This is a genomic window from Aeromicrobium sp. P5_D10, assembly GCF_054049535.1.
Genome location: NZ_JBFUME010000012.1, coordinates 78,598 through 91,068 on the forward strand (window position 1 = coordinate 78,598; position 12,471 = coordinate 91,068).

At 64.9% G+C, this 12,471-nt stretch carries 14 protein-coding genes; 6 read left to right on the top strand and 8 right to left on the bottom strand.

Features of this window, described 5'->3' with window-relative positions; all coding sequences use genetic code 11:
- The first annotated feature begins 132 nt into the window (after positions 1-132).
- From ACXJKC_RS20040 to ACXJKC_RS20055, 4 genes are read left to right on the top strand one after another with little or no spacing between them, the layout of a single operon-like run.
- Complete coding sequence (locus tag ACXJKC_RS20040; RefSeq protein WP_456698518.1) at positions 133-1,005, top strand: fumarylacetoacetate hydrolase family protein; 873 nt, start codon at positions 133-135, stop codon at positions 1,003-1,005.
- A gap of 55 nt (positions 1,006-1,060) precedes the next feature.
- Positions 1,061-2,245 carry an amidohydrolase family protein gene (locus ACXJKC_RS20045; RefSeq protein WP_456698519.1) on the top strand — a complete coding sequence of 395 codons (1,185 nt, stop codon included), beginning with the start codon at positions 1,061-1,063 and terminating at the stop codon, positions 2,243-2,245.
- The gene (locus ACXJKC_RS20050) at positions 2,242-3,006 is read left to right on the top strand and encodes an HpcH/HpaI aldolase family protein (protein ID WP_456698520.1); all 765 of its coding nucleotides are present in this window, start codon (positions 2,242-2,244) and stop codon (positions 3,004-3,006) included. Before ACXJKC_RS20045 ends, ACXJKC_RS20050 begins: the two co-directional genes overlap by 4 nt.
- Positions 3,007-3,046: 40 nt before the next feature.
- The gene (locus ACXJKC_RS20055; protein ID WP_456698521.1) at positions 3,047-3,388 is read left to right on the top strand and encodes a cupin domain-containing protein; all 342 of its coding nucleotides are present in this window, start codon (positions 3,047-3,049) and stop codon (positions 3,386-3,388) included.
- Between the two features lie 37 nt (positions 3,389-3,425).
- Here ACXJKC_RS20055 and ACXJKC_RS20060 read toward each other — a convergent pair whose 3' ends face one another.
- From ACXJKC_RS20060 to galK, 7 genes are all read right to left on the bottom strand, one after another.
- Positions 3,426-4,397, bottom strand: coding sequence for an NAD(P)/FAD-dependent oxidoreductase (locus ACXJKC_RS20060; RefSeq protein ID WP_456698522.1), 972 nt, complete (start codon positions 4,395-4,397; stop codon positions 3,426-3,428).
- Positions 4,394-4,711, bottom strand: a complete 318-nt coding sequence (gene fdxA / locus ACXJKC_RS20065; RefSeq protein ID WP_456698523.1) for a ferredoxin — start codon at positions 4,709-4,711, stop codon at positions 4,394-4,396. Before fdxA ends, ACXJKC_RS20060 begins: the two co-directional genes overlap by 4 nt.
- A gap of 121 nt (positions 4,712-4,832) precedes the next feature.
- A complete protein-coding gene (locus ACXJKC_RS20070; protein WP_456698524.1) occupies positions 4,833-6,335 on the bottom strand; it encodes a DHA2 family efflux MFS transporter permease subunit in 1,503 nt (500 codons plus the stop codon).
- A gap of 56 nt (positions 6,336-6,391) precedes the next feature.
- A complete protein-coding gene (locus ACXJKC_RS20075) occupies positions 6,392-7,501 on the bottom strand; it encodes a GNAT family N-acetyltransferase (RefSeq protein WP_456698525.1) in 1,110 nt (369 codons plus the stop codon).
- Positions 7,502-7,521: 20 nt separating this feature from the next.
- Positions 7,522-7,914, bottom strand: a complete 393-nt coding sequence (locus tag ACXJKC_RS20080) for a hypothetical protein (RefSeq protein WP_456698526.1) — start codon at positions 7,912-7,914, stop codon at positions 7,522-7,524.
- Between the two features lie 69 nt (positions 7,915-7,983).
- Entirely contained in the window at positions 7,984-8,850 is an 867-nt protein-coding gene (locus ACXJKC_RS20085; RefSeq protein ID WP_456698527.1) for a prephenate dehydratase, read from the bottom strand.
- 4 nt (positions 8,851-8,854) lie between these two features.
- Positions 8,855-9,955: a galactokinase gene (gene galK / locus ACXJKC_RS20090; RefSeq protein WP_456698528.1), complete on the bottom strand. Its 1,101-nt coding sequence runs from the start codon at positions 9,953-9,955 to the stop codon at positions 8,855-8,857.
- A 52-nt stretch (positions 9,956-10,007) separates the two neighbouring features.
- On the opposite strand from galK, the gene trpS reads away from it, so the two are divergent.
- Both trpS and ACXJKC_RS20100 read left to right on the top strand, forming a co-directional pair.
- Positions 10,008-11,021: a tryptophan--tRNA ligase gene (gene trpS / locus ACXJKC_RS20095; protein WP_456698529.1), complete on the top strand. Its 1,014-nt coding sequence runs from the start codon at positions 10,008-10,010 to the stop codon at positions 11,019-11,021.
- Between the two features lie 2 nt (positions 11,022-11,023).
- Positions 11,024-11,536 (top strand): 2'-5' RNA ligase family protein, encoded by a 513-nt coding sequence (locus ACXJKC_RS20100; RefSeq protein ID WP_456698530.1) that lies wholly within the window; start codon positions 11,024-11,026, stop codon positions 11,534-11,536.
- Here the strand turns inward: ACXJKC_RS20100 and ACXJKC_RS20105 are convergent.
- Entirely contained in the window at positions 11,533-12,420 is an 888-nt protein-coding gene (locus ACXJKC_RS20105; RefSeq protein ID WP_456698531.1) for a LysR family transcriptional regulator, read from the bottom strand. The genes ACXJKC_RS20100 and ACXJKC_RS20105 overlap by 4 nt on opposite strands.
- Positions 12,421-12,471: the final 51 nt, after the last annotated feature.

The window sequence follows — 12,471 nt, forward strand, 5'->3', positions numbered from 1 at the left end:
TCTCGTATCAGGAAAAATCCTGACAGCGGTTCTCGGGGGCTCTCGCCTAGCGGCGGTGTGTGCCAGCGGGAGGAGTCCTTGATGTGGCGTCTTGATTGACAAGATGCCATCTCGCATATGAGGATACGTGACATGGAGTTCATGGTGACGCGTTGGGGCATCGGTCGGGCCGATGGCGATAACGTCCAAGTGCTGGATGTCCCCTTTCCCGACCTTCGGTCCGTCCTGGCCGAGCACAGCTCGTACGACTGGTTGTCGACGGCCCCTGTCGCCCGGACGTTGTCTCGTGAAGAGACCCTCGCCGGTGGGCTGTCCGCACCGCTCGGCCGTGGCGGCGCGGTGTGGGGCGTCGGCCTGAACTATCACTCGAAAGTCGTCGTGACAGGTCGTGCGATCCCGACCGAGCCGATCTTGTTCTCGGCAGCAGCCGGAGCGATCAGCGGCCCCGACGCCGATATCGACTACCCAGAAGGCTGCACCAACGAGCTCGACTACGAAGCCGAGATCGCTGCAGTCGTCTCCCGTCGCATGTACCGGGTCGACTCGCGTGATGCCTGGAAGTACGTGGCCGCCTACACGGGTGCCAGCGATATGACGGCGCGCGACGTCATGCGACAGACCGCGACGCCGGTGCTGGCCAAGAGCTTCGCGGGCTGCAAGCCGATAGGCGCCTCCTTGCGGACCGTGCATGCTGCCGAAGACCTCGACAACATCCGGGTCCGATCATTCGTCAACGGTGAGCTTCGGCAAGAAGACACCAGTGCCGGAATGGTGTGGAGCATCACCGAACTGTTGTCGCGGCTTTCGTGGTTCGTGCCGCTGCAGCCCGGAGACGTGTTCCTGTCCGGAACACCGTCGGGGACAGGCCAGGACCGCAAGGACTTCCTCCGGATCGGCGATGTCATCGAAGTCCATGTCGACGGCGTCGAGCCGTTGCGGAACTCGATCGTCTCGCCGACCGATTCGACCAGCGACCCGCAGCGCCTGGAAACGCAGCTGTCGTGACTGCAATCCCGTATCGCCCAATCCGTACTGACAGCCCAATCGTCCGAGGAGAATGATGTCTTCACCTACTACCGCAACCCTGCCGACCGAGCAGCAGGTTGAACACGATGTCGTCCTGCGAGGAGGGCGCGTGGTCGACCCGTCGAGCGGAGTTGTCGGCGACTTCGACATCGCGATCGCCGACGGCGTCATCAAGCAGGTGGCCCCGAGCATCGCCGACGGCGCGCGAGAGACGATCGACTGCACGGGCAAGTTGGTCTTCCCCGGACTGGTCGAGGGGCACAGCCACATCTTCGAGCATGTTTCGAAGGTCGGCGCCAACGCGACCGAGGCGCACCTGCGTCGTGGGGTCGTCGCGGTGGCCGATGCGGGTACGGCCGGTGCATCGACGTTCAACGCGTTCCGCAAGCTCGTCGTGGACGCCAATGACCTCAAGGTCCTCAACTTCTTGAACGTCTCGGTGCTGGGGCTGATCGACTTCCGGTACGGCGAGCTGATCAACCCCGCGACGCTGTGCGTCGAGGACGCACTGCAGGTCGCCGCCGACAATGCAGATGTCGTCCGGGGATTCAAGATCCGACTGTCCGAGGACGTCGTGGGCGAGGCTTGGCTCGACCTGTTGAACCAGTCGCTGGGCTTGGCCGACCAGGCCGGACTGCCGCTGATGGTGCACATCGGTGAGACTTCCGAGCCGTTGAAGGAGGTGCTGCCTCATCTGCGGGCCGGCGATATCGTCGCGCACTGCTACACCGGCAAGCCCCACGGAATCCTCGGCGACGGCAAGGTCCTGCCCGAGGTCATGGAAGCCCGCGAGCGCGGCGTCCTGTTCGACTCGGCGCACGGCCGCAGCAACCTCAGCTTCAACGTCGCACGTGAGGCGATCGCCGACGGTTTCTTGCCCGACATCGTGTCGTCCGACACTTCTGCCCGCAACTGGCAGGGTCCGGTTTTCGATCTGCTGACCAGCATCTCCAAGCTCGTGGCTCTCGGCGCGGACCTGACCGATGTCATCGAACGTGCCACGATCGTCCCGGCCAAGCTGCTCGGCATCGCCGACGAGGGCTACGGCACGCTCGCCGTGGGCAGCCCGGCCAATGTCACGGTCGTCGAAGAGGTCTCCGATCAGCTCATGCCTGATGCGGCCGGCAACTCGATCGTCGCGCCTCGTTACGAGCCGACCACGGTGCTGTCCAAGGGCGAGAACATCTCGATCACGCCATGGCGTGGCCTGAACCAGTGAATCTCCGCGGCCCAGGCGGGGTCCGTGCTCAGCGGACCCGCCTGAGGCAGCGCCTGGCGGCGGGGGATCGGCTGCTCGGGACTTTCGTCAAGCTGCCGACGACCGATGTGTTGGACATGTGCGCTGCGCTCGACGTCGTCGTGATCGACATGGAGCACTCCTCGCTCGACGAGGCCGACGTGATCTCGATGCTGCGGCACTGCCACGGCATCGGGCTGCCGGCGCTGGTGCGGGTGCCATCGGTCGAACCCGGTCAGGTCAACCGTCTCCTGGAGGCCGGGGCGATCGGCATCCAGCTCTCGATGCTGACAAGTGCGGCGCAACGTGAAGCACTCCACGCAGCCTGCCATTATGCGCCGATCGGGCGGCGGTCGATCAGTCTCGCGCACCCCACCGCAGGCTTCGGCGGTCTGTCATTGGCCGACTACCTGGCCGCTGAACGCATCGCCCCGCCCGTCATCGTCGGTCAGATCGAGTCCGAGGTCGAGGGCGAGCTGGCGGACGTCATCACGGGCCTCGACGTGGCCTTCGTCGGCACCACGGACCTCGCGGTTTCGCGGGGGCTGTCGTCGGACGACGGTTCGCTCGCCGGAGCGGTCGCCGAGATCGCCCGCTGCGCAGCAGACCAGCAGGTGCCGTTCGGCGGCTGGGCCGCCCGGCTCGACGGCATCCCCGACGCGGGGCTGCAGGACGCGGCCTTCGTCCTGTTGGGCTCCGATCTGCAGATCCTGGCCGCAGGCCTGCGGCAGCTGGCCACATGATGGCCCGCGACAACACCCCATGAGAAGAGGGACACAGCACATGAACAACTACGCGGCAGTCGTCAATTGGGAAGATATCCCGATCGTGGACGTGCGTCCGGGCGTGCGACGCCGGATCTATACGACCGATCAGGTGATGTTCGCGTGGCACTCGCTGGACGTCGGCATGCAGACCAATCCGCACTCGCACGACGACTTCGACCAGCTCGTCTATATCGATGAGGGGGTCTGCGACTACTACGTCAGCGGTGAGCCGCATCGGATGCGGCCGGGTTCGTTCATGCTGGTGCCGGCCGGTGCCGAGCACTACATCGTCCCGATCGAGGGGCCGTGCATCAATATCGACGTGTTCACGCCGCCGCGGGCCGACTTCCTGCCCTGACTGCGTACCGCCCTGGGTGTGCTTGTGGTGCTGGAACTCAGCCGTCCGTGGAGTGTCCGGGGTTGAGGGCCGAGGTCGGGTCGATGAGGCGGGCCATGTGGTTGATCGCGAGGGCGGCCTCGCCGAATCCGATCGAGATCAGTTTGACCTTGCCCTCGAAGTGCGTGACATCGCCGGCGGCGAAGACCCGCTCGCGATTGGTCCGTTGGGTGCGATCGACCACGATATGGCGACGATGAAGCTCCAGGCCCCACTGTTCCATCGGTCCGAGGTCGGCGATGAATCCGAGTGCGGCGACAACTGTCTGGGCAGGCAGATGCTTGACGTCCCCGTCCTTGCTGCTGGCCACGACGGTGGTCAGCTGATCTTCGCCGACCAGGGCGTCGACCTCGTACGGCGTCAGGATCGTGACGGTGGAGTCCATCAGCTGCTCAACGCTGCGTTCGTGGGCCCGGAAGGCCGGCCGGCGGTGCACGAGCGTGACACTTGCCGCGACGTCTTCGAGCGCCAGGGCCCAGTCGACCGCGGAGTCGCCGCCGCCCACGATCACGACGTCCTGACCGGCAAGCTCATTGAGCTTGGGGACGAAGTAGCGCAGACCGCGGCCTTCGAAATCGCTGCCGGTCGGCAATTGCCGGGGCTCGAAGGTGCCGATCCCGGCGGTGATCAGCAGGGCGGCGGCGCGGACCTGGCGACCGTCGCTCAAGGTGATCGTGACGTGCTCCGCGGTCTCTTCCAGGCCCACTGCCTGGCTCTCGAGCAGGATCTCAGGACCCCAGCGCTTGGCCTGGGTGTGCAGACCGTCGACGAAGTCTTGGCCGCGGATCGACGGGAATCCGGCGACGTCGAAGATCGCCTTCTCCGGGTAGAGCGCGGCGATCTGACCACCGACCTCTGGCAGCGAGTCGATCAGCGCGGTCTTGAGCCCGCGAAAACCCGCGTAGTACGCGGCGTACAGGCCGCTGGGGCCTGCGCCGATGATCGCGACGTCCACCTCGAGCGTCGTCATGCCTTCGTGCCGATCGCGGAGACGGCTGGATGATCGCTGCCTGTGGGCCCGATCTTGCGCGCTCCGCCAGGGGAGCCGATCTCGGCGAAGAACTCGGTGTTGATCTGCGCCCAGTCACGTTTGTCGTCGGCGAGATCGTCTTCGTGGAAGATCGAGATCTGCGGGCACACCGGCTCGCAGCGACCACATTCAACGCATTCGTCCGGCTGGATGTAGAGCATCCGGTCGCCTTCGTAAATGCAGTCGACGGGGCATTCTTCGATGCAGGACTTGTCCATCACATCAATGCAGGCATCGGTGATCACATAGGTCATGACGTGACTTTCACACGGGAGCTGAGGTGCTCGGGGCGCATTTGATTCTTAATACGTGATGACATCTTGCCATCAGAGACGCACTCGGTCAATGCGAAAGCGGGCCAGTCGGGATGAAAGATCAGCTGGCCGGTGGCACCTGCGGACGTCCGTGACCGGCATGTGTGGGACGGGCCATGAACAACACGGCGACGGCACCGACGACGTACGCGAGGACAGGTACCCACAAGGCCTGTGCCATGGCATCGGTGTAGGCCGCCTGGATGTCTGCGGGCATCTTCTGACCGGGCGATGACTGACTCATGCTGCTGCCGAGTCCCTGTGCTGTCAGCCGGGACGCGATGGCCGCGGCGATGGCGGCGCTGCCGAGCGCGGCAGCGATCTGGCGTGTCGTGTTGAAGATGCCCGCCCCCGCCCCGGCCGCCGACATCGGCAGATTGCGGGTGGCGGTGGCGCTCAGCGGGGCCCACAGCAAGGCGTTCGCGATGCCGAACACCGCGATCGGCACACACAGCTGCCACACCGGGGTCGTGGGGCTCATGATCAGGAGGAGCCCGGCCATCGAGGCGGCGGCAAGGACGAACCCGATCAGGGTCAGAATGCGGGGATGGACCTGATCGACGAGTCGACCGACCGAGGATGAGAAGACCAACAGCATGATCGCCATGGGGGCCAGGAGGAGTGCCGCCTCAGTCGGCGTCCAGCCGCGGGCGTTCTGGGCGTAGAACATGAGCGGCAGGGCCATGGCGGTGATCGCGAGGGACGCCATCGCGATGCCGGCGTTGCCGACGGAGAAGTTCCGGTCGCGGAACAGCCCCAGCGGCACAAGAGGTTCAGACTTGATACGGCTCTGCCACCACAGGAAGATCGCGAACAGCGCGAGTCCGAGGGCGATCAACAGCGGGACGCTGATGATGCCTTCGATGGTTCCCCAGTCGTAGTGCTCACCTTCTTGGATGCCGAAGACCAGGAGGAAGACCGCGACGGCGCTGAGCGCGACGCCGATCCAGTCGAAACTATGCGCATGCGTCGGCAGATTCGGTACGAGGCGCGCCGCCAGTACGAAGGCGATGATGCCGATCGGCACATTGATCATGAAGATCCACTCCCAGCCCGCAGCATCGACCAGGATGCCGCCCAGGATCGGACCGACGAGGGTCGCCACGCCGGACGTCGCTCCCCAGAGAGCCATGGCTTTGCCGCGGTTGGCGGCCGGGAAGGTCCGGGTGATGACCGCCATGGTCTGCGGTGTCATGAACGATGCGCCGAGACCCTGCACGACGCGGGCCACGATCAGCATCTCGATCGAGCCGGTCAGTCCGCACCACAGCGAAGCCAGCGTGAAGACGGCCAGACCGAACAGATAGACCTTCTTGGGTCCGATCCGATCGCCGAGACGTCCGGTCACGAGCAGGGGTACGGCATAGGCGAGCAGGTAGGCGCTGGTCGCCCAGATCGCGGTGTTGTAGTCGGTGTCGAGTTCGTCGATGATGGCCGGCGTGGCAACCGACACGATCGTGTTGTCGAGCAGGATCATGAAGAAGCCGATGACCAACGCCCACAGGGCTGGCCACGGCTTGTAGCCCGCCGGTAGATCAGTGTTCGCGGGTGTCGCTATTGCCATGGGTTTCCTCGGGCTGTCTGGTCGCGTTTGATTGTTTCAGGGCGCAACCAACCATGCTAGCGAAGCAGTTCATAACAGCGCAGATCGTCGAACGATCCGTTCCCGAGACGCTCGGCGGCACGCTGGGTGCCGTACGGGGCGAATCCGGCGGCCACCGCGACGGCATTGCTCGCGGCGTTGTCGACCGCCGCGTACAGCGTGAGTCGGCGGCGGCCCAGACCATCTGGATCGAGAGCATGTCGGGTGACCATGCGGACCGCTTCGGCCATGAGTCCTCGACCCCGCCCGGCGGGGTGCATCCAATAGCCGATCTCACCCGAATCGCCATAGGTCCCGAGCATGTCCATCACGGCGATGTTCCCCAGGAGTTCGTCACTGTCGAGATCTGCCACGGCCCATGTCGCTTTGGCGCCGGTTGCTGCTTGCCAGAGACAGTCGTGCAGGTACGCGCGTGCGACGGCGGGGGTGTAGGGCTGCGGGAAGTGGGCCAGAAAGTGTTGGGACACCGGGTCCGAACAGGCTTCCACGAGTCGAGGGATGTCGGCTTCGGTGAACGCGCGAAGGCGCAGTCGCCCGGACTCCAGGACGGTCGACTCGGCCCAGGGAGATCGCGCGTACGGTGCGTCACCGAACCGGATCGAACCTGTCCAGGCGTCGAGCACCTGACCACGTTCGTGGAGTATGCCGGGCGTTGTGCCGTGCAGGGTGAAGCCGGTCGAATGCGCGACCCGCAAGGAGGCCTCATTGCCGATGTGAGACCGCCAGTGGATGATCTCGACGCCGCCCTCCGTGAGCGCCCAGTCGACGGCCAGCCGCACCGCCCGGGCCATGAGACCGCGGCCACGAGCCCAAGGATGCAGGGCGAAACCGATATCGGCGATGGGCCGTTGGCGGATGTCGATATTGCCGGCGAACCGTGAGCGTCCGTCGTCATCGGTCGCCTCGATGGCCCAGCCGCGGTGGGATCCGTCGTCCCAGCCACGCGGAATGATCGTGAACGCGAATTGCTCGCTCATGCTTCGTTGATGGGGCGTCGGGATACCGGTCCATTTGACCATCACCGGATCGGTGGCCATTTCGAGCATCGCGTCGATGTCGCCGGGAACGTGCGCCCGGATCGTGACGACGCCGTCACTGAGCACGGGGACATTGAGAGGCCATCGCATGGTGCAACGATGCCAGACGGTCAGCTGGCCTCCAGCAGCCCGATGATCTGGTCGAGCTTGCCTCCGTGCTCGGTTCGTAACGTCGTGACGTCGTTCTGTAGTGCGGTGACGTCGGTTCGTAACGCGGTGACGTCGTTCTGTAGTGCGGTGACGTCGATTCGCAATGCGGTGACGTCGGTTCGTAACGCGGTGACGTCGGTTCGTAGTGCGGTGACGTCGTTCTGTAGTGCGGTGACGTCGGTTCGTAGTGCGGTGACGTCGTTCTGTAGTGCGGTGACGTCGGTTCGTAGAGCGGTGACGTCGGTTCGCAACGAGGCGATGTCGTTCTCGACCGTCGCGAGGATGCTGTAGAGGTCGTCGACATCATTGCGCAACTGATTGGTCTTCTTGCCGTTGGATTGAAAGCCGGTCATGACGTCACGCTAGGTGGGTTCGCCCGTCCGGGCCAGTCCCTCAGACGCATCTGTGGACAAGCTCGGCGATCACGCCGAAGTGCGAAAAGGATCGGCCGGGTAGACGCCGAGTACGGTCACGTCGGTCGTGAAGAACGCGAGTTCCTCCAGAGCGCGGGCCAACGCCAGGTCGTCAGGGTGACCGTCGACCTCGGCCAGGAACTGAGTCGCGGTGAACTCGCCGTCGACCATATAGCTTTCGAGCTTGGTCATATTGACGCCGTTGGTCGCGAAGCCTCCGAGCGCCTTGTAGAGCGCCGCCGGCAGGTTGCGGACGTTGAAGACAAAAGTGGTGATCGTCGGACTGGGGGCACCTCCCGCTTGCGGGGGATTGTCGGCCGGGGCCTGAACCGACTCGCGCGACAGGACGACGAACCGGGTCGTGTTGTGGTCCTCGTCCTCGATGTCGTCGGCCAGGACGTCGAGCCCGTAGATCTCAGCCGCCATGGGGGGCGAGATCGCGGCTTGGGTCGGGTCTCCGGCAGCGGCGATCTCGCGGGCCGCGCCGGCGGTGTCGCCGGAGATCACGGGGGTCAGTCCGTACTTACGGATGATCTTGCGGCATTGACCGAGTGCGTGCACATGGCTGTGGACCGTCGTGACCTGATCGATCGTCGTGCCCGGAACGGCCATCAGGCTGAACTGGATTCGTAGAAAGTGCTCGGCGATGATGTGCAGGCCCGATGTGGGCAGGAAATGGTGGATGTCGGCGACGCGTCCTGCGATCGAGTTGTCGATCGGGATCATGGCGAGTTCGGCATCACCGGCCGCGACCGCTGCGAAGACATCTTCGAACGATGCGCACGGCAACGTGTCCCAATCGGGGTAGTGGCGGTTGGCCACGATGTGCGAGTTGGCGCCGGGCTCGCCCTGATACGCAATGCGTCGTGAAGTCACTCGACTAGTTTGGCACCTGTTGTGCACCGTCGGCGGCGCGCACGGCGAACACCTCTGGTCTGGCCCATTGGCGCGCCAGGTAGCGGGCCTCCACGCGATCACGCAGGGACTGCACCTTCTCGGGCGCGACGAGTGCGATCGCACTGCCGCCGAATCCGCCGCCCGTCATGCGGGCGCCCAGGGCCCCGGCCTCCAAAGCTGCCTCCACAGCGGTGTCGAGCTCGGGGCAGCTGACCTCGAAGTCGTCGCGCAATGAGGCGTGGGATGCGGTCAGGATCGTGCCCAGCTGCGGCCAGGCGCGTCGCTTGATCGCGTTGACGGCACCACGCACGCGGGCGGTCTCGGTGAGTACGTGCCGGGTCCGCGCTTTGAGGGTCTCGTCGGTCAGCCGGACTGTGGCATCGAGGCCGGCTTCGGCCAGCCGGTCGAGACCCAACTCGGCGGCGGCGCGTTCGCACTCCTCGCGACGGACGGCGTACTCGCTGTCGGCCAGGGAGTGGTGGGCACCGGTCGAGATGACGACGAGTGTCAGTCCGTCCTCGTCCCAGGTGAGAGGAAGCGGGGTCGTCGTCGGGGGTGACTGCGATGTGTCGATCTGCACCGCATGGCCGGCTTGTCCGTACAGGACGGCGAGCTGGTCCATGAGGCCCACGGGGACTCCGACGAACCCGGTCTCGGCGCGTTGCGCGAGCTCGGCGACTTGGCTGCGATCGAGGCCGAGCCCATGTGCCTGGTTGAGTGCAGCCGCGAGCCCGCAGGTCGTGGCTGCCGAGGAGGAGAGGCCGGCTCCGGCGGGAAGCCTCGATTCGATCACCAGGTCCGCCCCGGTCAGTGCGTGGCCGGCATCGACCAGACTCCAGATCATCGCTGCGGCGTATCTGGCCCACCCGTCGACCTCGCCAGGACGCACCGACGTCGTGAACGATTGTTTGCCGGCGTCCGGGAGATCGGTCCAGACGTTGACGATCCCGTCGTCGCGCAATCGCGCCTTGACCGTCAGGAAACGATCGATGGCCATGGGCAGGACCGGGCCGCCGTTGTAGTCCAGGTGTTCCCCGATCAGGTTCACCCGCCCGGGCACATCCCACCGGCACACGTCAGTCACGCATGCGAGCCTAACGACCGACCCGGTTCGCGCGACTGGCAGAATGCCGCACATGGCAGCCGAACGTCGACCACGCGTGTTGTCCGGGGCTCAGCCCACGGCCGATTCGTATCACTTGGGCAACTATTTCGGAGCCTTCAAGCAGTGGGTCTCCCTGCAGGATGACTTCGACGCGTTCTACTTCATTCCTGATCTGCACGCCATCACGGTCGAGTACGAACCGGCGTTGCTGCGCGAGCGCACGTACATCGCCGCGGCGCAACTGGTCGCGGCCGGAGTCGATCCCGAACGCAGCGCGCTGTTCGTACAGAGCCATGTGCCCGAGCACGCACAGTTGGCCTGGATACTCGGCGGCGTGACCGGATTCGGCGAAGCGGCTCGGATGACCCAGTTCAAGGACAAGAGCGCCAAGGGAGGCCAGGACTCCGCGAGCGTCGGGCTGTTCACCTACCCGATCCTGATGGCGGCCGACATCTTGATCTATCAGGCCGACAAGGTGCCAGTGGGCGAGGATCAGCGTCAGCACGTCGAACTGACCCGCAACCTCGCGCAGCGGTTCAACCATCGCTTCGGCGATACGTTCACGGTGCCGGAGCCGTACATCGTGAAGTCGACCGCGAAGATCTACGACCTGCAGGACCCCACGTCAAAAATGAGCAAGTCGGCGCTGTCGCCCAACGGCGTGGTGTCGCTGCTCGACACTCCCAAGCAGGTCTTGAAGAAGATCCGATCGGCAATGACCGATTCGGGCACTGAGATCTCGTTCGACCCGGTCGACAAGCCCGGAATCTCCAATCTGCTCTCGATCTACTCGGCGCTGACCGACGAGCCGATCGAGAAGATCGTCGCCGAGTTCGAAGGCAAGCAGTACGGGCACCTCAAAGTCGCGCTGGCCGATATCGTGGCCGAATTCGTCGGGGAGTTCGGCGATCGGACCCGCGAACTGCTCGGCGACCGGGGCGAACTCGACCGGATCCTGGCCCGGGGGGCTGAACAGGCCCGCGAAGTGGCGAGTACGACGCTGGATCTGGTCTATGACCGGTCCGGATTCGTCCGGCAGGTCTAGCCGTGGTGATCATCGGCGTCGCGATACCGGTGCCTGAACCCTTCGGATCGTTGTTGCGTGAGAAGCGTGCGGCCTTCGGCGATCCCATGGCCGAGACGGTTCCTAGCCACGTGACCTTGATTCCGCCGACCGAGATCAGGCCGGACGAGCTGGATCTTGTCTGCACGGCGCTTGAGCGCGCTTCGGTGACGCTCCCGCCGTTCACGATGAAGCTCCGAGGCACGGGCACGTTTCGCCCCGTCTCGCCGGTCGTTTTCGTCGCGGTGAGCCAGGGCATCTCCTACACCGAGATGCTGGCCAAGTGCGTTCGCAGTGCTCTCGACAGTCCCGAGCCGGAGTTCCCGTTCCATCCGCATGTCACGGTCGCACACAACCTCGACGATGCGAGCCTCGATCGGGCATATGAGGATCTGAGCGATTTCGAATGCGATTTCGTGGTCAGTGAATTCGCGCTGTACCAACATGAGGACGAGGCCGGCTGGGTTCCGCAGCGGGCGTTCCCGCTGGGTCCCTAAGCGGAGAACGTCCTCAGATGTTCGAGCAGATCGGCCTTGAACGCCTGGACGGCCAGGGGGAGCGCGTCGGACTGGCGGTGCGCGAGCGCGATGACCCGATCCAGCGGCGGATTCTGAAGTTGCGTGACCCGTAGCTGCGGCCGGGTCGCCAGCACCATGCTGGGTACCACGGCGTGTCCGAGACCGGCTTCGACGAAACGCAGTACCGCGCTCATCTCGCCGCCTTCGACCGCAAGATGGGGTTCGAAGCCGGCGGCCGCGCACGCTCGCAACGTCACATCGCGCAGATCGTAGCCCTCGCGGAACATCACGAGCGGAAGGTCTCGTAGACCGCTGACGTCCAACTGCTCGGGCAGATGGGAGTTCGCCGGGCTTGCCAGTACCAATCGTTCTCGCAGCACAGGGGTGGCTTCGATATCGGGTTCGTTGCCGGGGAGGGGGACGATCAGCAAGGCGATATCGAGGTGACCCTGCGCGAGCTCGCGGGTCAGCAGTTGCGAGCCCGCTTCGTGGACTTCGAGGTCGATCTCCGGGTACTTGGCGTGGAAGCGGGTCAGCGCCTCAGGAAGGACCCCGTCGCACAGCGAAGGTGTCGCACCGAGTCGCACTCGACCTCGGCGCAGACTCGCTACTTCCTGCACTGCGCGTTGCGCACTCTCGACGTCGATCAGGATGCGTTGGGCATGGGGCAAGAGCGCCTCGCCCGCGCTGGTCAGCTCGATCGCGCCGCGGTCGCGGACGAATAGCGCGGTCCCGAGCGTGTTCTCCAAAACCCTGATCTGTTTGGACATTGTGGGCTGCGACACACCCGTCATTTCAGCTGCTCGGGTGAAATGACGGGTTCGGGCCACGGCCACGAAGTACGTCAATTGGTGGATCTGCACAGGTCAAGTGTGTCATAGCCAACGGCTATGAAGGTTGCCCTCAAAATGACT